At 68.9% G+C, this 24,529-nt stretch carries 30 protein-coding genes; 18 read left to right on the forward strand and 12 right to left on the reverse strand.

Features of this window, described 5'->3' with window-relative positions; translation table 11 throughout:
• Positions 1–3: 3 nt before the first annotated feature.
• The 3 genes from ROZ00_05890 to ROZ00_05900 form a co-directional block, all read right to left on the reverse strand.
• The gene (locus ROZ00_05890) at positions 4–639 is read right to left on the reverse strand and encodes a hypothetical protein (protein MDT3735734.1); all 636 of its coding nucleotides are present in this window, start codon (positions 637–639) and stop codon (positions 4–6) included.
• A gap of 31 nt (positions 640–670) precedes the next feature.
• The gene (locus ROZ00_05895) at positions 671–1,120 is read right to left on the reverse strand and encodes a DUF2147 domain-containing protein (GenBank protein ID MDT3735735.1); all 450 of its coding nucleotides are present in this window, start codon (positions 1,118–1,120) and stop codon (positions 671–673) included.
• Between the two features lie 86 nt (positions 1,121–1,206).
• Positions 1,207–2,145, reverse strand: coding sequence for a hypothetical protein (locus ROZ00_05900; GenBank protein MDT3735736.1), 939 nt, complete (start codon positions 2,143–2,145; stop codon positions 1,207–1,209).
• 132 nt (positions 2,146–2,277) lie between these two features.
• On the opposite strand from ROZ00_05900, the gene ROZ00_05905 reads away from it, so the two are divergent.
• From ROZ00_05905 to ROZ00_05915, 3 genes are all read left to right on the forward strand, one after another.
• On the forward strand, positions 2,278–2,514 hold the full coding sequence (locus tag ROZ00_05905) for a dodecin family protein (GenBank protein MDT3735737.1): 237 nt from the start codon (positions 2,278–2,280) through the stop codon (positions 2,512–2,514).
• An 84-nt stretch (positions 2,515–2,598) separates the two neighbouring features.
• Complete coding sequence (locus ROZ00_05910) at positions 2,599–2,766, forward strand: hypothetical protein (GenBank protein MDT3735738.1); 168 nt, start codon at positions 2,599–2,601, stop codon at positions 2,764–2,766.
• Complete coding sequence (locus tag ROZ00_05915; GenBank protein ID MDT3735739.1) at positions 2,763–3,104, forward strand: DUF3301 domain-containing protein; 342 nt, start codon at positions 2,763–2,765, stop codon at positions 3,102–3,104. The genes ROZ00_05910 and ROZ00_05915 overlap by 4 nt, the downstream gene beginning before the upstream one ends.
• 37 nt (positions 3,105–3,141) lie before the next feature.
• Here the strand turns inward: ROZ00_05915 and ROZ00_05920 are convergent, their stop codons facing one another.
• Complete coding sequence (locus tag ROZ00_05920) at positions 3,142–4,047, reverse strand: LysR family transcriptional regulator (GenBank protein ID MDT3735740.1); 906 nt, start codon at positions 4,045–4,047, stop codon at positions 3,142–3,144.
• Positions 4,048–4,182: 135 nt separating this feature from the next.
• Here ROZ00_05920 and rnk point away from each other — a divergent pair, with 135 nt between their 5' ends.
• The 3 genes from rnk to ROZ00_05935 are packed head-to-tail and all read left to right on the forward strand — an operon-like array spanning position 4,183 to position 5,485.
• On the forward strand, positions 4,183–4,545 hold the full coding sequence (gene rnk / locus ROZ00_05925) for a nucleoside diphosphate kinase regulator (GenBank protein ID MDT3735741.1): 363 nt from the start codon (positions 4,183–4,185) through the stop codon (positions 4,543–4,545).
• A 2-nt stretch (positions 4,546–4,547) separates the two neighbouring features.
• Entirely contained in the window at positions 4,548–4,952 is a 405-nt protein-coding gene (locus ROZ00_05930) for a GreA/GreB family elongation factor (protein ID MDT3735742.1), read from the forward strand.
• Between the two features lie 8 nt (positions 4,953–4,960).
• Positions 4,961–5,485, forward strand: coding sequence for a hypothetical protein (locus tag ROZ00_05935; protein ID MDT3735743.1), 525 nt, complete (start codon positions 4,961–4,963; stop codon positions 5,483–5,485).
• Positions 5,486–5,503: 18 nt separating this feature from the next.
• On the opposite strand, the gene ROZ00_05940 is transcribed toward ROZ00_05935, so the two are convergent.
• Positions 5,504–6,145: a small multi-drug export protein gene (locus ROZ00_05940; protein MDT3735744.1), complete on the reverse strand. Its 642-nt coding sequence runs from the start codon at positions 6,143–6,145 to the stop codon at positions 5,504–5,506.
• Positions 6,146–6,340: 195 nt separating this feature from the next.
• On the opposite strand from ROZ00_05940, the gene ROZ00_05945 reads away from it, so the two are divergent.
• Positions 6,341–7,423, forward strand: coding sequence for a calcium/sodium antiporter (locus ROZ00_05945; protein MDT3735745.1), 1,083 nt, complete (start codon positions 6,341–6,343; stop codon positions 7,421–7,423).
• Here the strand turns inward: ROZ00_05945 and ROZ00_05950 are convergent.
• Genes ROZ00_05950 through ROZ00_05960 form a run of 3 tightly spaced genes read right to left on the reverse strand, consistent with a single transcriptional unit; the run spans position 7,414 to position 10,111 of the window.
• Positions 7,414–7,779, reverse strand: coding sequence for a cupin domain-containing protein (locus ROZ00_05950; GenBank protein MDT3735746.1), 366 nt, complete (start codon positions 7,777–7,779; stop codon positions 7,414–7,416). The two genes, ROZ00_05945 and ROZ00_05950, sit on opposite strands and share 10 nt — an antisense overlap.
• Positions 7,776–9,203, reverse strand: coding sequence for a deoxyribodipyrimidine photo-lyase (locus tag ROZ00_05955; GenBank protein ID MDT3735747.1), 1,428 nt, complete (start codon positions 9,201–9,203; stop codon positions 7,776–7,778). The genes ROZ00_05950 and ROZ00_05955 overlap by 4 nt, the downstream gene beginning before the upstream one ends.
• A 2-nt stretch (positions 9,204–9,205) precedes the next feature.
• Positions 9,206–10,111 (reverse strand): MerR family transcriptional regulator, encoded by a 906-nt coding sequence (locus tag ROZ00_05960; GenBank protein ID MDT3735748.1) that lies wholly within the window; start codon positions 10,109–10,111, stop codon positions 9,206–9,208.
• Positions 10,112–10,462: 351 nt separating this feature from the next.
• Between ROZ00_05960 and folE2 the strand changes: the two genes are divergently transcribed.
• From folE2 to ROZ00_06005, 9 genes are read left to right on the forward strand one after another with little or no spacing between them, the layout of a single operon-like run.
• The gene (gene folE2 / locus ROZ00_05965; protein MDT3735749.1) at positions 10,463–11,272 is read left to right on the forward strand and encodes a GTP cyclohydrolase FolE2; all 810 of its coding nucleotides are present in this window, start codon (positions 10,463–10,465) and stop codon (positions 11,270–11,272) included.
• Positions 11,269–12,564, forward strand: a complete 1,296-nt coding sequence (locus ROZ00_05970) for an FAD-dependent oxidoreductase (GenBank protein ID MDT3735750.1) — start codon at positions 11,269–11,271, stop codon at positions 12,562–12,564. Before folE2 ends, ROZ00_05970 begins: the two co-directional genes overlap by 4 nt.
• A complete protein-coding gene (locus ROZ00_05975) occupies positions 12,561–13,325 on the forward strand; it encodes a DUF1365 domain-containing protein (protein ID MDT3735751.1) in 765 nt (254 codons plus the stop codon). Before ROZ00_05970 ends, ROZ00_05975 begins: the two co-directional genes overlap by 4 nt.
• Entirely contained in the window at positions 13,322–14,530 is a 1,209-nt protein-coding gene (locus tag ROZ00_05980) for a cyclopropane-fatty-acyl-phospholipid synthase family protein (protein MDT3735752.1), read from the forward strand. The genes ROZ00_05975 and ROZ00_05980 overlap by 4 nt, the downstream gene beginning before the upstream one ends.
• Complete coding sequence (locus ROZ00_05985) at positions 14,527–15,039, forward strand: chalcone isomerase family protein (protein ID MDT3735753.1); 513 nt, start codon at positions 14,527–14,529, stop codon at positions 15,037–15,039. Before ROZ00_05980 ends, ROZ00_05985 begins: the two co-directional genes overlap by 4 nt.
• Complete coding sequence (locus tag ROZ00_05990) at positions 15,036–16,280, forward strand: MFS transporter (protein MDT3735754.1); 1,245 nt, start codon at positions 15,036–15,038, stop codon at positions 16,278–16,280. The genes ROZ00_05985 and ROZ00_05990 overlap by 4 nt, the downstream gene beginning before the upstream one ends.
• The gene (locus tag ROZ00_05995) at positions 16,277–16,798 is read left to right on the forward strand and encodes a DUF3833 domain-containing protein (GenBank protein ID MDT3735755.1); all 522 of its coding nucleotides are present in this window, start codon (positions 16,277–16,279) and stop codon (positions 16,796–16,798) included. Before ROZ00_05990 ends, ROZ00_05995 begins: the two co-directional genes overlap by 4 nt.
• Positions 16,795–17,562: an SDR family NAD(P)-dependent oxidoreductase gene (locus ROZ00_06000; GenBank protein MDT3735756.1), complete on the forward strand. Its 768-nt coding sequence runs from the start codon at positions 16,795–16,797 to the stop codon at positions 17,560–17,562. Before ROZ00_05995 ends, ROZ00_06000 begins: the two co-directional genes overlap by 4 nt.
• A 1-nt stretch (position 17,563) precedes the next feature.
• Complete coding sequence (locus tag ROZ00_06005; protein ID MDT3735757.1) at positions 17,564–17,989, forward strand: nuclear transport factor 2 family protein; 426 nt, start codon at positions 17,564–17,566, stop codon at positions 17,987–17,989.
• On the opposite strand, the gene ROZ00_06010 is transcribed toward ROZ00_06005, so the two are convergent.
• From ROZ00_06010 to ROZ00_06025, 4 genes are all read right to left on the reverse strand, one after another.
• Positions 17,986–18,366, reverse strand: coding sequence for a diacylglycerol kinase (locus ROZ00_06010; GenBank protein ID MDT3735758.1), 381 nt, complete (start codon positions 18,364–18,366; stop codon positions 17,986–17,988). The genes ROZ00_06005 and ROZ00_06010 overlap by 4 nt on opposite strands.
• Positions 18,363–18,965, reverse strand: a complete 603-nt coding sequence (locus ROZ00_06015) for a phosphatase PAP2 family protein (protein ID MDT3735759.1) — start codon at positions 18,963–18,965, stop codon at positions 18,363–18,365. Before ROZ00_06015 ends, ROZ00_06010 begins: the two co-directional genes overlap by 4 nt.
• A 75-nt stretch (positions 18,966–19,040) precedes the next feature.
• Positions 19,041–19,241 (reverse strand): hypothetical protein, encoded by a 201-nt coding sequence (locus ROZ00_06020; GenBank protein MDT3735760.1) that lies wholly within the window; start codon positions 19,239–19,241, stop codon positions 19,041–19,043.
• Entirely contained in the window at positions 19,238–19,873 is a 636-nt protein-coding gene (locus ROZ00_06025) for a phosphoribosyltransferase (GenBank protein MDT3735761.1), read from the reverse strand. The genes ROZ00_06020 and ROZ00_06025 overlap by 4 nt, the downstream gene beginning before the upstream one ends.
• 111 nt (positions 19,874–19,984) lie before the next feature.
• Between ROZ00_06025 and mfd the strand changes: the two genes are divergently transcribed.
• Positions 19,985–23,449 carry a transcription-repair coupling factor gene (gene mfd, locus ROZ00_06030; GenBank protein ID MDT3735762.1) on the forward strand — a complete coding sequence of 1,155 codons (3,465 nt, stop codon included), beginning with the start codon at positions 19,985–19,987 and terminating at the stop codon, positions 23,447–23,449.
• Complete coding sequence (locus ROZ00_06035; protein MDT3735763.1) at positions 23,446–24,519, forward strand: 3-deoxy-7-phosphoheptulonate synthase; 1,074 nt, start codon at positions 23,446–23,448, stop codon at positions 24,517–24,519. The genes mfd and ROZ00_06035 overlap by 4 nt, the downstream gene beginning before the upstream one ends.
• Positions 24,520–24,529 lie beyond the last annotated feature (10 nt).

Genomic DNA, 24,529 nt, shown 5'->3' on the forward strand with positions numbered 1-24,529 from the left:
AGATCAGCCGCGCTGGAACAGCAGCATGCCGAAATGGGCCGTCACGAAGAGGGCGCCCAGCGCGATGGCCAGGCCCATGGCGCGGGGATGCGATTCGACCCACGCGTCAAATCCAAAATGCTCGACTTCCCCGCCGCGCGCCATGTTGCGGGTGGAGTACCAGCGATTGGTGCGCGCCTCGAGCGCCTGCAGGGCCTTCGGGAAGAAAAGCAGCATGACGCCGACGGCGACCGCCAACATGCTGCCCGCGATCAGGAACCAGCGCACGCTCTCCAGCAGCATGGCGGCATTCGGATAAGCAGCCGCCAGGTGCAAGGCCGCGGCGAGCGTGTTGCCGTCGATTTTCGCGATCAGGACAAACAGGGAGAAGGCCGGGAGCAGCACGAAGACCGTCCCCAGCAGGTAGCGGAAGCGCCGTTCCGCCGCCGCGCTGTCGCGCGGGATTGCGAGCCATTTCGTGCTGCGGCGCATGGATACCCACTGGTTCGCGCGGCTGGAAAGCTGCTGCATGCGCGCGTGGCTGAAGACCAGCCCGATGCCGACCGCGATGCCGATGAGGCCGAACACGAAGAAAAACTGGTAAAGGGTCTCCAGGAAAATCTGGATGACCACCGGGTTGCTCATGACGCCTTCGCTCATGCCGGCCTCCCCTGATAAAGAAACTGCGACGCTAGTCCGCCCGCACCCAGGTCTGGGTGCGGCCGATGAAGAGGACGGAGCCGCGCATCTCGAGCTTCCTGCCGCCTTCGGTGACGGTCACCTTGGCGTTGTAGGTCTTGCCGTTGGCGGGGTCGAGGATGGTGCCGCCGGCGTAGACGTTGTCGCCGTCCTGCTTCAGGCCGGTGAGGATGGTCATGCCGATCACCGGTTTGCCCTTGCGCGGGTCGTCGCCGGCGCATTCGTCGCACTTCGAGTCCTGCTTGGCCGGGTCGAAGATCTTTTCGACCATGCCGGAATAGACGCCGTCCTTTTCCACGATGCGGACGACGGACTTCGGCTTCTTCGTCTCGTCGTCGATGGTGGTCCAGGCGCCGACGGGCGAGAGGACTTCTGCCAGCGCGGCAGTCGAGAGGCTGGCGGCAAACAGGGCGAGGCAGAGGCGGCTGGGCAGCGGTGTCATGGCGGTCCTCCTTTTTGGATGACGGGAAGGTGGCGACGCCGGACATTATCCCCCTTCCCGCCGCGGGTAACAGGGCACATGGGACGCTAGGTCGCAATCCGCAATTGCCCGGGATCGAGCAGCAGGAAGCGGGCAAAGCGCCCCTCCTTCCGGTTGCCGTCGTCACTGACGATCATGATCCGCTGGCGGCCATGGATCGTCGCCGGGCAGACGCCCTCGGCCCTTTCCAGGCCGGACAGTCCGGAAATCGTGACGCGGCGCGCCGGGGTGCCGGAGCGGCCGCTCCAGAACCAGAGATGGAATTGTACGGGCTCGCGCGCGACCGGCCCGCCGATGAGGAGGTATCCGTCGAGGCCCGGGAAATAGGACATGCCGCGTATCCCGTTGCCGCCGAGGTCCAGCTTCTCCAGGGTGGCGGAGATTCGGGGCGCCTCGCCCGACTCGAAAATCGCCGCGGGGTTCTCGACGCAGGCGACGAGGGCCCGCTTGCCGAGCAAGGGACTGCGAAAGCCGATCAGCAGGCGCTGCGCGTCGGGAGTGAGGTCGAGCGCCTCGACGTTCAGCCCGCCGGCGTCCTTGACGTCGCGTATCTCCGCTGCGGCGGCCAGTACGGGGTGCGCCGCCAGCAGGGCGGGCTTGAGCGCCTTCGACACCCTGGGCGCGAGCGCACGGTCGCCTTCGATGCAGAAGCGGACCAGCCGTTCGCGGGAGGACTTCTCGTCGCCGTCGCCGTTGCGCGAATGCGAGGTGATGGCGTAGACATGGCCCGACCGGTCGAGGGCGATGCCTTCGAGATCGTTCAGCTTCGGCAGGTCCGGCGGCTTCTGGCGAAGGGGCGTGGCCGAGACGGCGCCATCGGGGCCGATCGTGACCAGGCTGAACGGATGCGCCTTCTCATCTTCGAGAACGAGAAAACGCCCATCGGGAAGCTGCTGGATGGCGGACGGCTCGTAAAGGCCGGTCAGGGGGCGAAACTCGGGCGTGCCGTTCAGGGTCATGGCTGCGTATCTCAGTGACTCATGCACCGGGCCGGACTGCCGCCGGGTCGCCTATCCTAACAAAGGAACCCCTGCCTGAAACCGCCCAAAAGGGCTATGATCAAGCATGGTCCGCAAGGCGCCGGACCACCACGATATCGAACCGTCAGGAGACTTGAAATGGCCAAGAAATCATCGAAGAAATCCGGGGACGCCGTCTATAAAATCGTCGAAGTGGTCGGCTCGAGCCCGAAATCGTGGGAGGACGCCGCCCGTACCGCGGTCGAGGCGGCCGCCAAGACGCTGCGCGACCTGCGCGTCGCCGAAATCACCAAGCTCGACATGAAGATCGACAAGTCCGGCAAGGTGGTCGCCTACCGTGCGCGCGTGTCGATGTCGTTCAAGTACGAAGCCTGATTCGAAACACCGGGAAAGACCAGGGCATAGATGTCTGAAACAGCCTATTGCTATCACTGCGGCGTCCACCACCCGCGGGCGGAAATGCGGCAGATCGAAACCAAGTCCGGCAAGCGCTGGCGCTGCATCAAGAGCATCGAGGCAACGAAGCGCAGCACGGCCGAGCGCGACGGCTTCGGCAGGCGCGTCAGCGCCGAGAACAAGGCGGGCGCGCAGAGCAAAGCGAGGCTGATGCAGAATTCCAACCGATGAGCGGCCTGCCCCTGCTGGAGCTGTTCGGCCTGCTGCTCGTGGCCGGCGGCATCTGGCTGTGGCTGGACAGCCTCAAGGCCAGGGATATCGGCATCGCCGCCGCGCGGGCGGCCTGCCAGTCGGAGGGCCTGCAGTTGCTCGACGACACGGTCGCCATCGCCGGCCTGAAGCCGGCACGGAACGAGGACGGCCGCCTCCTGCTGCAGCGGGCCTATGCCTTCGAGTACAGCGACACCGGAGACAACCGCCGCCGCGGCAGCGTGGTCCTGCTCGGCCACCGCGTGACCGTCCTCAACGTCGGCCTGCGCCTGGCGGCGCCGGAACCGATGCCGCATTGAACGGCCGTCCGCACCGATCCGCGGCTCATACGCGACGCTAATCCCGGTCCCAGTCGGGATCGGGGCCGAAGCGTTCCAGCAGGAAATCGATGAAGGCACGCACCTTGGCCGGCAGGTGCCGCGTCGGCAGGTAGAGCGCATACACGTGCCGTTCCACCGGGATGTATTCGGACAGCGCGGCACGCAGGCGCCCGGCCTGCAGGTCCTTGCCGATGATGAACGTCGGCAGCAGCGCCAGGCCCAGCCCGCCCAGCACCGCCTGCGAGAGGGCTTCGTCGTCGTTGATGCGCAGCCGGCCGGAGACCGGCACGGCGATGTCGCCCTCCGGTCCGGTAAAGCGCCACAGCCCCTGCTCGCCGGAATGGGTGTAGTCGAGGCAGTTGTGGCGCGCCAGGTCCTGCGGAATGCGCGGCACGCCATGCTTCCCGAAATACGCCGGCGTGGCGCACAGCTTGCGGCGCACCGGCGCCAGGCGGCGCGCGACCAGATTGGGCGGCAGGTCGCGCGCGACGCGCACGACGACGTCGCAGCCCTCCTCCGCCATGTCGATGGCGCGGTCGGTGATGGTCATGTCGATGTCCAGTTCGGGATAGCGGCCGAGAAAATCCGCCAGCGCGGGCGCGACATGCAGCGTGCCGAACGCCACCGAGGCCGCCACCTTGAGCACGCCGCGCGGCTGCGCATGCAGGTGGTCGACCACCTGCTCGGCGCGAACGGCCTCGTCGAGGATGCGGCTGCAATGCTCGACGTAGGCCGCACCCACCTCGGTCATGCTCAGGTGCCGGGTGCTGCGATTGAGCAGGCGCGCGCCCAGTTCCTTCTCCAACTTGGCCACGGCCTTGCTCACCGCCGAGCGCGACATGCCCAGGCGGCGGGCGGCAGCCGAGAAACTGCCGGTCTCCGCCACATGGGCAAATACAGCCATGAGGTTCAGGTCGCGCATGCCGGCATTGTATCCCTCACGGAAACAGTAATGTTCGTTTGAAGAGGCTTATCCGGCACCGCCACCCTGCGTATGATTACTCCCGTGCCCCACCCCAGCGGCGGGGCTTTTCCTTTTTGGAACGGGATGTTAGACATGAAATCCGAAGACCTGATGATTGCCGACCTGGATTATGTCCGCCTGCGCGCCTTGGCCGCCGGCGAGAACCTGGCCGAGGAGCTGAGCCGGGCTACTGTCGTCCCGAAGGAACAGATGCCTGAGAATGTCGTCAGGATGCACTCGCGCGTGACCTACCTGGACGAGAGCTCGGGCGAACGGCGCGAAGTGGAACTGGTGTTCCCCGATGAGGCGGACATGGCCAGCGGAAAGATCTCGGTGCTGGCCCCGGTCGGCTCCGCCCTGCTCGGACTGGCGGAAGGCCAGGCCATCGACTGGCCGTTTCCGGACGGACGCAGCCGGCAGCTTCGCGTCGAGCGCACGGTAGCCCCCCTGGAATGAGCATGCGGCACGCGATCCGACTCACCCGGCCCGATGCCGAACGCCTCGCCCACATGGCAGAAGCGCTGAAATCGCAGTCGCAGCGCATCCAGAGGCAGTTGCATGTCCTGGACGAGCTGATGACGATGGCGCGTCTGATGGAATCGTCCGACACGCCGGGCAACGTGGTCACCCTGGACTCGCGCATCCGCATCGAGGATGTCCTCTCGGGCACCTCGAAGGAGATCGAGCTGGTCTTCCCGGAAGAGGCCGATCCGCCCGCCGGAAGGTTGTCGGTGCTGTCCGCCATCGGCTGCGCCGTGCTGGGACGCGCGGTGGGCGACGCCGTGGTGGTGGAGACGGAACGGGGCAACCTGCAGTTGCGGATCGCCGCGCTGGTCTACCAGCCCGAGGCCTCGCTCACATAGGCGGACGCATGGAGCATTCCGAGTTTCCCATCGAGCAACTGGTGCAGCTTACCTCGAGCCCGTTCCAGATGGGCTTCGCCCGCCAGGTCATGCGCGTGCTGCATCCCTCCGACCTGATCGCCTTCGAGGCCACCCTGGAAGGGCTGCTGATGCGCGCGCAAAACGAAGACGCCCTGGCCCAGCCGATGGCCATGCTGTGCGATCTCTACGGCGACGATTTGAAGCTGCTGCCGCCCAGGGTTCGCTACATGAGCCTTGGCAACCGGGTGTACGAGCCGATCATGCTCCTGCGCGTTCGCACCGCCCCCCGCCACCTGGATGCCGTGCGCAACGACCTCGCCGGCCGCAAGCTGAAAATCCTCGAGGAACATGAGCATCCCAGCGTGTGCGTGCTGCGCGCCGAGGGACCGCTGCGCAACCTGCTCGGCTACGGCGAGTCGCTGGCGAAGCTGACCGAGGACAAGGCACTCCACTGGATCTGGCTGGACCGCTACGTCCCGCAGGACGAACCGCCCGGCGACCGCGCGGCCTGAACGCGTCTCGCGCCCGATTCAGTTTCGCCCCGCCGGGCCTGCCGCACGGCTGCTCCGGCGCCGATGCAGCAGGTGGCCGGCGGCGACGATCAGGACGATGGCCAGCAGCAGCGCCCACGGCGCCAGGCGGTCGAAGGTCGCCGCCCAGGCGTTCAGTTCGTTCAGCAGCAGGGCCCACAGGCTGATGGCCACGTAGGTGGTCGTCAGTACGATGGCGAGGTTCACCCACGGGCGCAGGCCGATCAGGAAGCCGATGATCGAGCCGACCACCGGCCCGGTCATCCAGAACGGCACGAAGACGAAGACGATCAGGCCGGCGATGCCGAACTTGCGCACCATGCCGCCGCGCATTTCGGCCGCCTCGCGCATGCGGGCGACGAAGGACTTCAGCGCCGGCAGGTCGAGCAGGTGTCGCCAGCCGAGGACGAACAGCGGGTAGAAGACGAGAACGTGCAGGGTCTCGACCAGCATGTTGAGGGGCACCACCTGCAGGTGGCTCATGCCGCTGGCGTAGCCGAAGCTCATGCCCGCCCCCGGGCCGATCAGCAGGTTGAGCCCGGTCATCGCGGCGTACTGGAGGATGTCGTCCGGGAACAGGGTCCAGCCGATGCCGAAGCCGAGCAGCAGCAGGCCGGCCAGGACCAGGCCGGCGACCAGCATGTAGCCTTCCGCGCTTTCTAGGATCGCCCGCTTCTGCATGTCGTCAGGAAAAATGGCTACAGGCCCCGTGCGCCTTGCCGCTGTCGCGCGGATTCTACAGGCCGCCAGACGCTCCGGCGCCCCGCACGGGCCGATTTTTCAGAACGGGCCCGAATTCGGCTATGCTGCCGCGTCCGCAACAGCCTGGATATCCAAATGACCATCGCAATGTTTGTGCTCGGCCTGGCCATGCTGGTCGCCGGCGCCCAGCTCCTGGTGCGCGGCGCCTCGAAGCTGGCACTGTCGTTCGGCATTTCCCCGCTGGTGGTGGGGCTCACCGTGGTCGCCTTCGGCACCAGTGCGCCGGAGATGGCCGTGTCGGTGCGCTCTTCCTGGGGCGGCCAGGTGGATATCGCGCTGGGCAACGTGGTCGGCAGCAACATCTTCAACGTGCTCTTCATCCTCGGCCTCTCGGCGCTGGTGGCGCCCCTGCTGGTGGCGCCGCAGCTGATCCGCCAGGAGGTGCCGCTGATGATCGGCGCCTCGCTGCTGGTGTTCGGAGTGGCCCTCGATGGCGGCATCGGCCGCGCCGACGGCGCCCTGCTGTTCGGCCTGCTCGCCGCCTACACGGTTTTCCTCATCCGGCAGAGCCGACGGGAGAGCCGGGCGACGCAGGACGAATACGCGCAGGAATTCGCCGCGCCGGCCGCCGGCGCCTGGGATCGTCACTGGGCGGTGCAGCTGGCGCTGATCGGCGGCGGACTGGCGCTGCTGGTGCTCGGCGCCAACTGGCTGGTCGATGCGGCGGTGAGTTTCGCCCGCGCGCTGGGCCTCTCGGAGATGGTGATCGGCCTGACCATCGTCGCCGCCGGGACTTCGATGCCCGAGGTGGCCACCTCGCTCGTCGCCACGCTGCGCGGCGAGCGCGACATTGCCGTCGGCAACGTCATCGGCAGCAACACCTTCAACCTGCTCGGCGTGCTCGGCCTCTCCAGCCTGGCGGCGCCGCACGCCCTGCCGGTGCCGCCGGCGATGCTCAACTTCGACCTTCTCGTGATGATCGGCGTCGCGCTGGCCTGCCTGCCGATCTTTTTCACGGGGCACGTCATCGCGCGCTGGGAAGGCGCGCTCTTCCTGGCCTATTTCTTCGCCTACACGGCCTACCTGCTGCTGGCATCGCAGCAGCACGACCTGCTCGACACCTTCGGCACGGCGATGACAACCGTGGTCATCCCCCTCACCGCCGTCACGCTGACGGTGTTCGCGGCGCGCCACTGGCGCGAAAGGCATCAGGACTGATCGAGAATTTCAGTGTCTTCGTGCCGGTAGGCCGGGCTGCAGCAGCAGAGAATGTGCAACGCCTGCGTGCCGGTCGCCTCGATGCAGTGCGGCGTTCCGGGCGAAATCAGCGCCGTGTCGCCGGGACTGACTTTTATCTTTTCCTCGCCGAGCGTGAGCAGACCTTCGCCCGAGGTAACGTGGTAGAGCTCCTCGGTCTCGCGGTGACGATGCAGCAGCGTGCGCGTACCGGCCGGCACGACGGCCTCGGCCAGGCTCTGGTTGCGGCTGCCGTGCAGGTCGGGGTGCATCAGTTCGCGGATCTCGGAGCCGTCCTTGGTGACGTAGGGTTCGACGTCGGCGTGGCGGGTCTTCATGGGCGGGCCTTCCTGTAGAGCGCCAGGGCGCGTTCGCGCTGGACGGCGTGGTCGACCACCGGCGCGGGATAGTCTCGGCCGATGACGCAGCCGATGGCGGCCTGCTCGACCGGACTCATGCGCCACGGCGCGTGGATGGATTTTACCGGGACGTTCGCCAGTTCCGGCACGTAACGGCGGATGAACTCCCCCTGCTTGTCGAACTTCTCCGACTGCGCGACGGGATTGAAGATGCGGAAATAAGGCTGGGCGTCGCAGCCGGTCGAGGCCGCCCACTGCCAGTTGCCGTTGTTGGCGGCAAGGTCGAAGTCGTTGAGCTTCGCCGCGAAGTACTGCTCGCCCCAGCGCCAGTCCACCAGCAGGTCCTTGACCAGGAACGAGGCGACCACCATGCGCAGCCGGTTGTGCATGTTGCCGCTGGCGTTCAGCTGGCGCATGGCGGCATCGACCAGCGGGTAGCCGGTGCGCCCCTCTCGCCAGGCCGCAAACAGGGCTTCGTCGTTCGGCCAGGGGATGTCCGCAAACTGCGGCCGGAAGGCCTCCCGCGCCGCGCGCGGGTGATGGTGCAGCACCTGGAAGAAGAAGTCGCGCCAGATCAGTTCCGCCAGCCAAAGGTCAGCCCCCGCGGTGCGGCGTTCGCGCGCCGCGTGCACCAGGCGGCGGATGGAGATCGTGCCGAAACGGTTGTGGATGGCGAGTCCCGAGCCGGCATCGAGCGCCGGGTAGTCGCGCTGCTCGTGGTAGGCGTCGATGCGGCCGAGGAAGGCCGCCAGGGTTTCCTGGGCGCCCGTCTCGCCCGGCCGGATGCCCGAAGCGGCGAGATCGGTCGGTGCGAAGCCGAGTTCGTTCAGCTCAGGCAGGTGCGTCTCGTGCGGCGGCCGCGCCAGGCGCTTCAGATTCGCCTCGTCCAGCCGCGGCGCCAGTTCCGCCTCGCCGACCAGCTTCAGCCAGGCATTCTTGTAGGGCGTGAACACCGTGAACGGCCGTCCGCCCTGGGTGAGCAGCTCGCTCCCGGCGAAGACCACCGTGTCCTTGACGGCAGTGAAGCCGATGCCTGAAGCGCGCAGCCGCTCGGCCACCTCGTCGTCGCGCACCGCCGCCGGCTCGTAATCCTCCGCTGCGACCACTTCCCCCACGCCAAGGTCGGCCGCCAGCCTGGGCAGCACATCGCGCGCGCGCCCGTGCAGCACGATCAGGTCGCCGCCCGCCTCCCGCAGTCGCTCGCGCAGCTCGCGCACGGAATTCCAGATGAAATCCACGCGCCGGTCGGTGCGCGATGCCAGTGGGTCGAGGATCTCTGTGTCGAAGACGAAGGCGCAGAAGACGCGCTCGTGTTTCTCCAGCGCATGGCCGAGCGCGGCATTGTCGTCCAGGCGCAGGTCGCGGCGCAGCCAGGCCAGCGCGCCGCCTTGGCGCGGGGCCATGCTCAGGCCGCCGGTGTGCCGGTGCGCCAGACCGCCAGCGCTTCCACCGCCTGCGCCAGTTCGGTGATGAGCCGCACGCCGTCCGGTGCGGCGAGCCGCTCGACGCCGGCGCCGCCGGCCCAGATCTCCATGGCGGGCGGCAGCATCTCGCGCAGCTTCTCCAGCAGCGGCAGCACCTGACGCTGCGGGAACGCCGACGAGAACGACAGGGCGACGATGTCGGCGCGATGCGCCAGCGCCGCCTGGCGGATGTCGGCCAGCGGCGTCTGCGTGCCGAGCGAGACGCAGGCCGCGCCCTCCAGCGTGAGCAGCGCCTCGGTCATCAGGATGCCGAGGACGTGCTGCTCCTCGGGCACCGTGGTGAGCAGGACGCGCGGCCGTCCCGTGCCCGGCGGCAGCGAGGCGATGGCCTGGCGCAGCAGGGCCTGCATCTGTTCCGTGTACAGATGTTCCTCGAAGACCTGTATCTCGCCGCGCATCCAGGCCTCGCCCACGGCGCGGTTGAGTGCGCTGACCGACTCGAGGACGAACTGCTGCAGGCCCTGGCGGTGCAGGGCTTGCCGCAGCGCGCTGCCCAGGGCCGGGGTGTCGTGGCTGCGGATCAGTTCGACCACGCCGGCCGCCAGGGCACCCTTGTCTTCCGCCGCGACGGGCGTCTGGGCCGCCCCGGCCAGGCTGGCCAGGTCCTCATCGGCCGTCGCCAGCAGCTTTCCGGGACGCCAGCCCTGCCCCATCAGGCGCTTGATCAGACGCAGTTTCTCCACCTGTTCAAGGGGATAGGCACGCTCGCCGTGCTGGTCGCGTTCGGGCCGGGGGAAGCCGTAGCGGCGCTCCCAGACGCGCAGGGTGTCCTTGCCCAGCCCGGTTTCACGCTCCACGGCCGCGATGCTCAGAAAAGTTTTGTTCATATTTGTCCTGGACAATTACTTGACAAGTAAAGATCTGATGTCTATATTAGCCACAAGTTCAATGTTTGTCCAGGACATCATATGAAAACGGCTCACTCCATTCTATTTGTCGGCGCGCTATTTGCAGCATTCATGGCTGTAGGCATGGAGCAGGCGTCGTCAGCGCCACAGGCAGCCGAACCCAGAGGCTGCAGCTTTGTCCAGGACAGCGAAAGCATCCGTCTGATGCTGCTCTATCACAACCCCGTCCGGGGCGCGGTGCCGTCGCCCTGCGGCAAAGCGCCACCGCGTCCGGACACAGTAGCCGGCTGAACAAATGATTTCGACGACCCAACCGCAATGGAGACAAGCATGAACGCACCCGAAAGAATCTTCCTGCCCGACATCCAGGCCAGCGCCGACCATCGCCAGCAGGCGATCGACAAGGTCGGCGTCAAGGGCCTGCGCTATCCCCTCGCCCTGTTCGACGGCCGTGGCCAGGTGCAGCACACCGTGGCCGAGGTCAACATGGCCGTCGGCCTGTCGCACGAAGTGAAGGGCACGCACATGTCGCGCTTCGTCGAGTTGCTGGAAAAGAAGCGCCCGGCCCTGACCATGGAACGCCTGCTGCGCCTGCTCGACGAGATGCTGCGCCGCCTCGAGGCCGACAGCGGCGAGATCGAGCTGGCCTTCCCCTACTTCGTCTCCAAGGAGGCGCCGGTCTCCGGCGTCGAGAGCCTGCTCGACTACGACGTCCGCCTGCGCGCGGAAAAGCGCCCGGGCCGCGCCGCCGAGCTGCACATGGAAGTGGTGGCGCCGGTGACGAGCCTGTGCCCATGCTCGAAGAAGATCTCCGACTACGGCGCCCACAACCAGCGCTCGCACATCACGCTGGCCGTGCGCCTGCGCGAACCGATGTCGCCCGACGAACTGCTGCGCCTGGCCGAGGAGGAAGCCTCCTGCGAGGTGTTCGGCCTGCTCAAGCGCCCGGACGAGAAGTGGGTCACCGAACGCGCCTACGACAACCCGAAGTTCGTCGAGGACCTGGTGCGCGACATCGCCCTGCGCCTGAAGCGCGAGCCGCGCGTCGCCGCATGGACCGTCAAGTCGGAGAACTTCGAATCCATCCACAACCACTCGGCCTACGCCGAGATCAGCGGCAGCAACGGGGAGGCGGAATGATTTCCCGGCGCAAGCGCATCGCCGTCGTCGGCGCGGGCATCTCGGGCCTCTCCGCTGCCTGGCTGCTGGCGCAGCGCCACGCCGTCACGCTGTACGAGGCGGCGCCGCGCCTGGGCGGCCACAGCAACACCGTCGACGTCACGCTCGACGGCGTCACCCATCCGGTCGACACCGGCTTCCTCGTCTTCAACCACAAGACCTACCCCAACCTCACGACACTGTTCGCGCATCTCGGCGTGGACAGCGTCGAGAGCGAGATGTCCTTCGCCGTCAGCCTCGAGGCGCCGCGGCTCGAATGGGCCGGCTCCAGCCTGTCCACGGTGTTCGGCCAGAAGCGCAACCTGGTGCGGCCGGAGTTCTGGCGCATGCTGTCCGACATCCTGCGCTTCAACCGGGAGAGCGTGGACTGGCTGCAGCGCGAGGCCGACGAGTCACTGACGCTGCGCGCCTTCCTCGACGCCGGCGGCTACTCGCGCGCCTTCCGCGACTGGTACCTGCTGCCCATGGCGGCGGCGATCTGGTCCTGCCCGGCCGGCCGCATGCTCGATCACCCGCTCGCCACCTTCGTGCGCTTCAGCCACAACCACGGCCTGCTGCAGGTCTTCGACAGGCCGCTGTGGCGCACCGTGAAGGGCGGCGCGCGCGAGTACGTCAGCAAGCTCGCTTCAGGCATCGAGGACATTCGCCTCGGCACGCCGGTGCGGCGCGTCTTCCGCACGCCGCGCGGCCTGCTGCTGGCGCACGACCGCGAGACGGAGGAATTCGACCACGTCGTGCTCGCCTGCCACAGCGACCAGGCGCTGGACATCCTCGACGAGGACGCCAGCCCGGACGAGCGGCGCGTGCTCTCGGCCATCCGCTACCAGCCCAACCACGCCGTGCTGCACACCGATGCCGCGCTGCTGCCGCGCGACCGCGGCCTCTGGTCGGCCTGGAACTACCTGTCGCGCCGTGAAGGCGCCGAGGCCGGCCCGGTGTCGGTGTCCTACCTCATCAACCGCCTGCAGCCGCTGCCCTTCCGCCATCCGGTGGTGGTGACGCTCAATCCGCAGCGGGCGCCGGCGCAGGACAAGACGCTCGCTTCGTTCACCTACGCGCACCCGATCTTCGACGGCCCGGCCATCGCCGCCCAGCACGAGCTGCCCGCCCTCTCGGGGCGCGACCGGGTCTGGTTTTGCGGCGCCTGGAGCGGCTACGGCTTCCACGAGGACGGCCTGCGCTCCGGGCTCGCCGTGGCCGGCGCCTTCGGCTGCCGCGCGCCCTGGCACGGCAAGCTGGGCAAGGCGGCATGAGCTCGGCGAAAATCCTCTTCGGCACGGTGATGCACCGCCGGCTGCGGCCGGCGCAGCACCGCTTCGTCTATCCGGTGTTCGGCCTGCTGCTGCCGCTCGACCGGCTGGACGAAGCCGCGGCGCCCTTTTTCTCGTTGAACCGGCCCAACCTGTTCTCCTTCCGCTACGCCGACCACGGCGCGCGCGACGGCTCTCATCCGCTGCCCTGGATCCGTGCGCTGCTGGCGCGCGAGGGCATCGCCGCCGACGGCGAGATCTGGCTGCAGTGCTTTCCGCGCATGCTGGGCTATGTCTTCAACCCGGTCAGCTTCTGGTACTGCCACGACCGCGAAGGCCGCCTCCTCGCCGTACTGGCCGAGGTGAACAACACCTTCGGCGAGCGCCACAACTACCTCGTCGCCCATGCCGACGGCCGCCCGATCGGCGAGGACGAGACGCTGGCGGCGCGAAAGGTTTTCCACGTCTCGCCCTTCATGGCGCTCGACGGCGTCTACCGCTTCCGCTTCCGCGCCCGCCTCGACGACCCGCGCCGCCTGGCGCGCGTGGACCTCGCCGATGCCGCCGGCGACCTGCTGCACACGGCGATTTCCGGCCGCGCCGCGCCGCTCACCGGCGCGCGCCTCATGCGCGCCTTCTTCGGCTATCCGTGGATGACGCTGGGCGTGATGGCGCGCATCCACTGGCAGGCGCTGCGGCTGTGGCTGAAGCGCGTGCCCTTCTTCCGCAAACCCGAACCCCCGCTCGAGGAGACGACGCGATGAACGAAACCCTGACACTCGACCTGCCGAACACCGCGCTGCCGCGCCGCGCGCGGGCAGCGCTGCGCCTGCTCGATGGACTGCGCGGCGGCGCGCTGGAACTGACTTTGCCGGGCGGGCTGCGCCAGCGCTGCGGCGAGGGGCCACGGCAGGCTTCAATGGACGTCGCCGACTGGGGCGTCTTCGACGAAGTGCTGGCGCGCGGCGACATCGGCCTGGCCGAGGCCTGGATCGACGGCCGCTGGACCTCGCCCGACCCGGCCGCCCTGCTCACCCTGCTGGCGGAGAACCGCAATGTCATCGCGCGCGCCCTCTACGGCAGCGCCTGGGCACTCGCCGGCGCGCGCCTGCGCCACCTGTTCAACGCCAACACGCGCGCCGGCGCGAAGCGCAACATCCTGGCCCACTACGACCTCGGCAACGACTTCTACCGCCTCTGGCTCGACCCGAGCATGAGCTACTCCTCGGCGCTCTATGCGAACGAACCGCAGCGGCCGCTGCAGGACGCGCAGGACGCGAAGAACCGCCGCATCCTCGCAAAATTGGCCGCGCGGCCCGGCCAGCGCGTGCTCGAGATCGGCTGCGGCTGGGGCGGCTTCGCCGAATTGGCGGCGCGCGACGGGCTGGAAGTGCACGGCATCACGCTCTCGCCGTCCCAGCTCGCCTATGCGGGCGAGCGCATGGCGCGCGCCGGCCTCGGCGAGCGCGTGCGGCTCTCGCTCACCGACTACCGCGACCTCGCCGGCCGCTACGACCACATCGTCTCGGTGGAGATGTTCGAGGCGGTGGGCGAGCGCTGGTGGCCGGCCTGGTTCGATGCGGTGGCGCGCAACCTGGCGCCGGGCGGTCGCGCCGTGGCGCAGGTCATCACCATCCGCGACGACCTCTTCGCGCGCTACCGCAGGGGCACCGATTTCATCCAGCAGATGGTCTTTCCCGGCGGCATGCTGCCGTCCGCCGCCGCCTTCACGAAACAGGCGAACAAGGCCGGACTGGAGGTGCGCGAGGCCTTCGCCTTCGGCCGCGACTACGCGCGCACCCTGGCCGAGTGGGCGCGCAGCTTCGAGGCGGCCTGGCCGCAGATCGCCCGCCTCGGCTTCGACGAGCGCTTCCGCCGCCTCTGGCGCTTCTACCTCGCCTACTGCGAGGCCGGCTTTGCCGCCGGCTCCACCGACGTCGTGCAGTTCGAGCTGGCGCGCGCGCGATGAGGCCCTGGCTGCTCCTACTCATGCTGCTCGCCGCGCCGGCGCAGGCGCTGCCCGAGGCGGTGCGCGCCGAAACCGACTGGCGGCGCTGGGGCAGCGGCGAGATGAGCTGGCTCGGCTTCAAGCTCTACCGCGCCACGCTGTGGGTGGCGGGCGAAGCGCCGGCGGAACCCCGGCCGCCGCTCGCCCTGGTGCTGGAATACCGGCGCGCCATCCCCGGCGAGCGCATCGTCCGCGCCAGCGAGGAGGAGATGCGCCGCCTCGGCGCCGACGAAGCGGCGCTGGCGCGCTGGGGCGCGGCGATGCGCGCGCTGTTTCCCGACGTCGCGCCGGGCGACACCCTCACCGGCATCCACCTGCCGTCCGGCGGAACGCGCTTCTACTTCCGCGAGCGGCTGCTCGGCGACATCGCCGACGCCGAGTTCGCGCAACGCTTCTTCGACATCTGGCTCGATCCGCGCACGCGCGCACCGGCCGTGCGCAGCGCCCTGCTGCAGGGGCCGCCGGAGTGAACACCGCACTCGCGCCGCGCCACTGGCTCGCCTACGGCGCGCTCGGCCTGCCGCTGGCGATGGCGGCGCTGCCGGTGTACGTGCATGTGCCGCGCTTCTACGCCGAGTCGGTCGGCATCGACCTCACCCTGCTCGGCGCCGTCCTGCTCGCCGCGCGCCTGCTCGACGCCGGACTCGATCCGCTCATCGGCTGGTGGGGCGACCGGCGCCAGGCGCGGCGCGGCATGATCCTGCTGGCGCTGCCCTGCCTGGCGCTGGGCATGTTGGCGCTCATGCATCCGCCCGCGGCGCACGCATTGCCGTGGCTCGCCGGCGCGCTCGCCCTCACCTACTTCGGCTACAGCCTGGCCACCATCGCCCTGCAGGCCTGGGGCGCCGAACTCGGCCGCGACGCGCGCGAGCGCACCCTGCTCACTGCCAGCCGCGAGGGCTTCGGCCTGCTCGGCGTCGTCATCGCCGCGGTGCTGCCCGGCCTGCTCGCCGCCGATGCCGCGAGCGGGCTGTCGCGCCTGGCCTGGGTCTTCGTCGCCACGCTCGCCGTGCTGGCGGGACTGACTTTGCTCGGCGCGCCGCGCCCGCCGCGGCTCGAGGCCAGAACGCAGAATGCCGCGCCGCCGCTCGCCGCGCTCGGCGACGCCGCCTTCCGGCGCCTGCTCGCGGTCTACCTCGCCAGCGGCATCGCCGCCGCGCTGCCGGCCACCCTGGTGCTGTTCTTCGTCGCCGACGTGCTGCAGGCGGAAGCCTGGGGCGGCGCCTTCCTCGCCCTCTATTTCGTTGCCGGCGCGGCCGGCCTGCCCGCCTGGGTGACGCTGGCGCGGAAGATCGGCCGCGTGCGCGCCTGGATCGTCGGCATGGCGCTGTCCTCGCTGGCCTTCGTCTGGGCCTACGGCTTGGGCGCCGGCGACGTCGCTGCCTTCGCCGCCATCTGCCTGCTGTCGGGCCTTGCCCTCGGCGCCGACCTCGCCTTTCCGCCGGCGCTGCTCGCCGACCTGGCCGAGCGCGAGCGAACCGGCGTACGCGCCGGCGGCTACTTCGGCTGGTGGGGCCTGGCCACCAAACTGAATCTTGCGCTCGCCGCCGGCATCGGCCTGCCGCTGCTCGCCTGGCTCGGTTACCGCCCGAGCGAGGCCGGCGGCACGGCGGCGCTGGCCGCCGTGTATTGCCTGCTGCCGGTCGGCTTCAAGCTCGTCTCCGCCGCGCTCGCCTGGCGCTGGCGCCACACCCTGGAGGAATCGCCATGAAGACCCTGTACGCCCTCGCCTTCGCCCTCGGGCTGACCGGCTGCGCCGGCGTGCCGGTGGAGAAATACCGCGCCGAGCAGCCGCAACTCGACCTCGCCCGCTACTTCAACGGCACGCTCGACGGCTGGGGCATGTTCCAGGACCGCTCGGGCGAGGTGGTGAAGCGCTTCCACGTCGTCATCGAGGCCAGCTGGCAGGGCGACACCGGCACGCTCGATGAAAGATTCGCCTGGTCCGACGGCAGCACCTCTCGCCGCGTGTGGACCATCGTGCGCGAGGCCGGGGGACGCTACAGCGGCCGCGCCGACGACGTCATCGGCACGGCCGTCGGCGAGGCGGCCGGCAACGCCCTGCGCTGGCGCTACGTGCTGGCGCTGCCGGTGGACGGCAGGACCTGGCACGTCGACTTCGACGACTGGATGTTCCTCATGGACGAGCAGGTGATGCTCAACCGCTCCGTCATGTCGAAATGGGGCTTCCGTCTCGGCGAAGTGACGCTCTCTTTCCGCAAGCGATGAACGCGCCGATCCGCGACTGGCGGGGCCAACGCGTCTGGCTGATGGGCGCCTCCAGCGGCATCGGCGAGGCGCTGGCGCGCGCGCTGGCTGCGGCCGGCGCGCAGGTGGCCCTCTCGGCGCGGCGCACCGAGCGCATCGCGGCGCTCGCCGGCGAACTGCCGCAGGCCCTGGCGCTGCCCTGCGACGCCACCGACGGGGAGGCGACGGCCCGCGCGCGCGACCGGCTCGCCGCCGACTGGGGCGGCGTCGATGTCGCGATCTACCTGGCGGGCGACTACGTGCCGATGCGCGCCTGGAACTACGACGCGGCGGCGGCGGCGCGCATGATCGCGGTGAACCTCTCCGGCGCCATGGCCTTCGCCGCGGCGCTGGCGCCGCTGCTGCTCAAGCAGGGCACCGGCCAGCTCGCCTTCGTCTCCAGCGTCGCCGGCTACCGCGGCCTGCCCAAGGCGCTGGTGTACGGCCCGACCAAGGCGGCGCTGATCAACTTCGCCGAGACGCTCTGGCTCGACCTCGCTCCGCGCGGCGTCGGCGTGCGCGTGATCAACCCCGGCTTCGTCGCCACGCCGCTCACCGTGCAGAACGACTTTGCCATGCCGGCGCTGATCACCCCGCAGGAGGCGGCGCGCGAAATCCTGCGCGGCTTCGCCACGGATGCCTTCGAGATCCATTTCCCGAAGCGCTTCACCTGCGTGCTCAAGCTGCTTCGTCTGCTGCCGCACCGCCTCTACTTCCCCCTCGTCAAGCGATTCACGGGAGCGTGAGATGGCGCAACTCGACGAACTGATCGCTTTCTACGAAAACCTCTCGTCAGCGGACATCGCGCGCTTCGGCGCGTTCTACGCCGAAGACGCCTGGTTCAAGGATCCCTTCAACGAGGTGCGCGGCCTGCCGGCGATCAAACGCATCTTCGGCCACATGTTCGGCCAGGTGGAGGCGCCGCGCTTCCGTGTCGAGGAGCGCATCGTCGCCGACAACGGCGCCGTGCTGGTGTGGACCTTCCATTTCCGCAGCCGGCGCCTGGCCGGCGGCGGCGACCAGGTCCTGCGCGGCGTCAGCCATCTGCGCTTCGACGCCGCCGGCAAGGTCACCTACCACCGCGACTACTGGGACGCCGCCGAGGAGCTCTACATGAAGCTGCCCGCCGTCGGCTGCCTGATGCGCGGCCTGCGGCGGCTGGTCGCCGCCTAGCGCTGGAAATAGCGCGCCAGCTCGACGACGATCACCGCCAGCCAGGCGAACATCGCGATGCCGACGGCGGCGGCCGCCATGTCCTTGATGACCTTGATCTTCTCGTTGTGGCGCTCCTCGACGAAATCGCACAGCGCCTCGATGGCGCTGTTGACGATCTCGGCGAAGACGACGAAGGCCGTAGCGACGAGGATGAGCAGGAAGTCCACCCAGGCGCGCAATGCGAAGGCGCCGGCGAGGACAAAGGCCGACAGCACCAGCTTGTAGGTGACCGACCAGTCGTAGAGGATGGCGTAGCGCAGGCCGGAGACGATGGTGCGCAGCTTGCGCACGGGGTGGTAGCCCGGCTCGCCGATGCCGAGGAACTTGTGCCTCATGTCAGGGCCGCCCTGCGAAGAAACAGACTCCGCAGCGCCATCGCCCAGCAGATACCGGCCGCTGCGCCGAAAACGACGTCGCTGGGAAAATGCACCTGCAGGTGAATGCGCGAGAAGGAAACCAGAAGCGCCAGGCTGGCGGCGGCCAGCAACGCGCCGATGCCGGGGCTGGCGCCCGGACGCCACAACCAGGCGACGACGAAGGCCGCCGCCTGCATGGCGTGGGCGCTCGGAAAGCTGGCATCAGCCGGCATGTCGGCGAGCGCGGGATAGAGATCCGGGCGCGGCCGCAGGACGATCAGCTTGGCCGCATGCGCCAGCACGGCCGCTCCGACCACCGCCAGCGGCAGGTAGCCGCGCCATGGCGCCCGCGTCCGCCAGGCGAGCAGCAGCGACAGCGGAATCAGGACATACAGCGAACCCAGCCAGGTGAGCGCAGCAAAGCCGGCATCGAGCCATCGTGCTTGCCAGCCCTGAGCCAGCACGAGGGCGGCCTCGTCGAAGGCGAGCGTGCGGCATTCTCCGGCGGGGCAAACCAGGAAGGCACCTGCGGCGAGGCTGGCCACCGCGGCCGCGATCCAGGCAATGCCGCCGATCATGTTGGGATCCTTGCATGAGCCACGCCGATTTGATGGCGCAGCGGGCGATTGGTTCCGGCTTCGCGCCGACTGGATTCAGCGCGTTTCGGCCGCTTCGCGCTTCTGCTCCGCCTGCTTGAACGACTCGTCCACCCTGCCCTGCACCTGCGCCGGCGCATTCTTGGCCTGCTCGGCCTCTTTGGCCTTGGCCGAGCCGGCGGTGGCGGCAACGGTGGCGGTTTCGGAAACGCCGCAGGCGGCGAGTGCGAGGGCGAATCCCATCGCAAGCAGTTTCATGGATTTTTCCTTTCAGACAGCAGAGCAATCACTTCATCGTCCTCGACCTGGCCGAAGTCGGCGTAGAACTGGCCGACGGCCTGGAAGTTCTCCGGGGCGTAGAGGCAGACGACTTCGTCGGCCTGTTCCCCGACCTTCTCCAGCGTGTCGGGCGGCGCCACGGGCACGGCGCAGACCAGCTTCTGCGGCGCACGCTGGCGCAGGGCATGCAGGGCGGCGAGCATGGTCGAGCCGGTGGCCAGCCCGTCGTCGATGACGATGACGATGCGGCCCCCGGGATCGATGGGCGGGTGCAGCGGCGAATACTGGGCGCGACGCTTGCGGATGGTCTCCAGCTCGCGCGCCTTGGCGCGCTCGATGTAGCCGGAATCGGCGCCGGCCATGGCGGCATAGGGACCGAGGGTGGCCCAGCCGGTCTCGTCGATGGCGCCGATGGCGAATTCCGGGTTGCCGGGGGCGCCGAGCTTCCTCACCAGCACCACGTCGAACTCGCCGCCGAGCGCGTCGGCGACAATCTTGGCCATCGGCACGGCGCCGCGCGGGATGGCGAGGACCAGCGGGTTTTGCCCCTTGTAGGCGGCCAGCTTGTCGGCCAGCCGGCGGGCGGCCTCTTCCCTGTCGCTGAAAATCATTGCTCCTCCCTCTGACCGAAGCACCTTAACCCCGCCCTGAACGCCTGTCCAGACCGGTATAATTCGCTCTTTGAAAAGCCGCGTTTTGCAAGCCCTCCCGATTCGCCTCCCATGATCACCGCCTCCTCTGCGCTCCTGCCGCAGCTGCCCGCTTTGCCCAGGCCCGGCGCGCGCCTCGATCTGCCCGCGCTGGCGGGATCGGCGGACGCCCTCGCCCTGGCGCAGTCCGCGGGCAGCGGCCGCATGCTGGCGGTGGTCACGGCCAATCCGCTCGATGCGCAGCGCCTGCAGGAAGAGATCGCCTGGTTCGCGCCGCAGTTGCGCGTGCATCTCCTGCCGGACTGGGAGACCCTGCCCTACGACACGCTCTCGCCGCACCACGACCTGATTTCCGAGCGCCTGGCCACGCTCTACGAGATCAGCCGCGGCGCTTGCGACATCGCGCTGATCCCGGCCACCACGGCGCTGCACCGCCTGCCGCCGGCGGAGTATCTCGCGGCGCACACCTTTTTCCTCAAGCAGGGCGCGCGCCTCGACGTCGACGCCCTGCGCGCGCAACTGACGCTGGCCGGCTACCAGCACGTCACCCAGGTCGTCTCGCCGGGGGAGTACAGCGTGCGCGGCGGGCTGATCGACCTTTTCCCGATGGGCTCGACGCTGCCCTTCCGCATCGAGCTGTTCGACGACGAAGTCGAGACCCTGCGCAGCTTCGACGTCGACTCGCAGCGCACCGTCTATCCGGTGCCGGAGGTGCGCCTGCTGCCGGCGCGCGAATTCCCGCTGGACGAAGCCGGCCGCACGCGCTTCCGCGGCCGCTACCGCGAGACCTTCGAGGGCGATCCCTCGCGCTCCCCGATCTACAAGGACGTCTCCAACGGCATCGCGCCGGCCGGCATCGAGTACTACCTGCCGCTGTTTTTCGAGAAGACGGCGCTGGTCTTCGACTACCTGCCGAAGGACACGGTGCTGTGCCTGCACCGCGACGTGCCCGGCGCCATCCGCGAGTTCTGGGCCGACACCGCTTCGCGCTACCGCCTGCTCGGCGGCGACCGCAGCCGGCCGCTGCTGCCGCCTGCCGAGTTGTTCCTCTCAGACGAGCAGTTCTTCGTCGCCGCCGCCGTCTTCGGCAGACTGACTTTGCCTGCCGGCACGGCGGAAGCGGGCACGCCGGCTGAGCCGCTGCCCGATCTTGCCGTCGAGCGCCGCGCCGACGACCCGCTGCACAAGCTGAAGGCCTTCGCCGCCTCCTTCGACGGCCGCATCCTGCTGCTGGCCGAATCGCCGGGCCGGCGCGAGACCCTGCTGCAGTACCTCGCCGAGTACGGCCTGACGCCCGCCTCCTGCGCGGACTTCGCCGGCTGCACGACAACAGGGGAGAAACTCCTGCTGGCGGTGGCGCCGCTCTCGGCCGGCTTCCTGCTGCCCGGGGCGAACCTGGCCGTCGTCACGGAAAACGAGCTGTACGCCGCCACGGCGCGGCCACGCGGACGGCGCACCGACGCCCGCCGCGCCAGCCTCGAAGGCTGGCTGCGCGACCTCACCGAGCTGAAGATCGGCGACCCGGTGGTGCACGAGAGCCACGGCATCGGCCGCTACCAGGGCCTGGTGCACCTCGACCTCGGCGAGGGCGAAACGGAATTCCTGCACCTCGAATACGCCGGCGGCGACAAGCTCTACGTGCCGGTGGCGCAGTTGCACCTCATCTCGCGCTACAGCGCCTCCGAGCCGGAGCTGGTCGAACTGCACAAGCTCGGCACCGACCGCTGGGACCGCGCCAAGCGCAAGGCCGCCCAGCAGGTGCGCGACACCGCCGCCGAGTTGCTCGCCCTCTACGCCCGCCGCGCCGCGCGGCAGGGCCATGCCTTCAGCTTCAAGGAACACGACCTCGAGGCCTTCGCCGACGGCTTCGGCTTCGAGGAGACGCCGGACCAGGCCGCCGCCATCGCCGCGGTCGTCGCCGACATGAAGTCCGGCAAGCCGATGGACCGCCTGGTCTGCGGCGACGTCGGCTTCGGCAAGACCGAGGTGGCGCTGCGCGCCGCCTTCGCCGCCGTCATGGACGGCAAGCAGGTGGCGGTGCTGGCGCCGACCACGCTGCTCGCCGAGCAGCACTTCAACACCTTCAGCGACCGCTTCGCCGACTGGCCGGTGAAAATCGTCGAGCTGTCCCGTTTCAGGAGCGCGAAGGAACAGACGGCCGCCCTGCAGCAGCTCGCCGAGGGCAAGGTCGACATCGCCATCGGCACCCATCGCCTGCTGCAGAAAGACGTCAAATTCTCCCGCCTCGGCCTCGTCGTCATCGACGAGGAGCACCGCTTCGGCGTGCGCCAGAAGGAGGCGCTGAAGGCGCTGCGCGCCGAGGTCGACGTGCTGACTTTGACCGCCACGCCGATCCCGCGCACCCTCGGCCTGTCGCTGGAGGGCCTGCGCGAGTTCTCCGTCATCGCCACCGCGCCGCAGAAGCGCCTGGCCATCAAGACCTTCGTCGTGCCCCACTCCGACGGCATCGTGCGCGAGGCGGTGCTGCGCGAATTCAAGCGCGGCGGCCAGGTGTACTTCCTGCACAACGAGGTGGATACCATCGAGACGGTGCGCGAGCGCCTGGCSAAGCTSCTGCCCGAGGCGCGCATCGTCGTCGGCCACGGCCARCTGCCCGAGCGCGAGCTSGAGCGCGTCATGAAGGAATTCACSCAGCAGCGCCACAACCTGYTGCTGTGCACGACCATCATCGAGACCGGCATCGACAACCCGCACGCCAACACCATCMTCATCAACCGCGCCGACAAGTTCGGCCTGGCSCARYTGCACCAGCTGCGCGGSCGMGTCGGCCGCTCGCACCACCAGGCCTACGCCTACCTSCTCACCGACCGCARYGCSAARCCSAGCGCCCAGGCGCAGCGCCGSCTSGAGGCGATCCAGGCCATGGAGGAGCTCGGYTCCGGCTTCTTCCTCGCCATGCACGACCTGGAGATCCGCGGCGCCGGCGAGGTGCTGGGCGAATCGCAGAGCGGCGAGATCCAGGAAGTCGGCTTCAACCTGTACACCTCGATGCTGAACGCCGCCGTGCGCGCGCTGAAGGAAGGCAAGGAGCCCGACCTCTCCCAGCCGCTCGGCATCACCTCGGAAATCAACCTGCATGCCCCGGCCCTGCTGCCCAGCGACTACTGCAGCGACGTGCACGAGCGGCTCACGCTGTACAAGCGCCTCGCCAACTGCGACAGCGAGGAGGAACTGCTGCGCCTGCAGGAGGAGTTGATCGACCGCTTCGGCGAGCTGCCGGATCAGGCGCGCACCCTGCTCGAGACCCATCGCCTGCGCATCCTGGCCGGTCCCGTCGGGCTGGCCAAGATCGACGCCACCGAGGCCGTCATCAAGCTGCAGTTCATACCGAACCCGCCGATAGATCCGGCGCGCATCATCCAGCTCGTGCAGCAGGACCGCCGCTGGAAGCTGGCCGGACCGGACAGGCTCGTCGTTTCCCGCGAAACCGCCGCCCTGCCCGAGCGTGCAGCGGCGATCCGTGAGATCATTTCGCTATTGAATACCCCCGTTTCACCATCCAAAAAGCAGTCATGACCCAGCAACCGCTAGAAAACGTCCGCATCGGGGCCTTCGACCTGATGCCCTCCCCCGAGGAAATCCACGCCCGCGTGCCCCTCTCCGAGAAGGCCTCGGACACCGTCTTCGCCAGCCGCGAGGCCATCAAGGCCATCCTCGACCGCAAGGATCCGCGCATCTTCATCGTCGTCGGCCCCTGCTCCATCCACGACCCGGTCGCCGGCTACGACTACGCGCAGCGCCTGAAGAAGCTGGCCGACGAGGTGAGCGACACGCTGTACCTGGTGATGCGCGTGTATTTCGAGAAGCCGCGCACCTCGACCGGCTGGAAGGGCTTCATCAACGACCCGCACATGGACGACTCCTTCCACATCGAGGAAGGCATGCAGAAGGCGCGCGAATTCCTGCTCCAGGTGACCGAGCTCGGCCTGCCGACGGCGACCGAGGCGCTCGACCCGATCGCGCCGCAGTACCTGGGCGACCTGATCTCCTGGACGGCCATCGGCGCGCGCACCTCGGAATCGCAGACCCACCGCGAGATGTCCTCAGGCCTGTCCACCCCGGTCGGCTTCAAGAACGCCACCGACGGCGACATCCAGCCGGCCATCAACGCCATCAAGTCSGCCGCCAGCSCGCACAGCTTCCTCGGCATCAACATGCAGGGMCGCTCSGCCATCGTGCGCACGCAGGGCAACCCCTACGGCCACGTCGTGCTGCGCGGCGGCGACGGCCGCTCSAACTTCGACACCGTCAGCGTCTGCATGGTCGARCGSGCSCTSGCCAAGGCGAAGATCGCGCCSAACATCGTCATCGACTGCTCGCACGCCAAYTCGCTGAAGGAYCCGGCGCTGCAGCCGCTGGTGATGTCGGACTGCGTGCACCAGATCCGCGAGGGCAACCAGTCCATCGTCGGCCTGATGATCGAGAGCAACATCGAGGGCGGCAACCAGCCGATCCCCGAGGACCTCTCCAAGCTGAAGTACGGCTGCTCCGTCACCGACGCCTGCGTCGACTGGCCCACCACCGAAACCATGATCCGCAAGGCCCGCGAGGTGCTGAAGGACATCCTGCCGAACCGCAACGCCTGACCAGAAGAAC

It is taken from the genome of Denitratisoma sp., assembly GCA_032027165.1.
Classification (GTDB): Bacteria; Pseudomonadota; Gammaproteobacteria; order Burkholderiales; family Rhodocyclaceae; genus Desulfobacillus.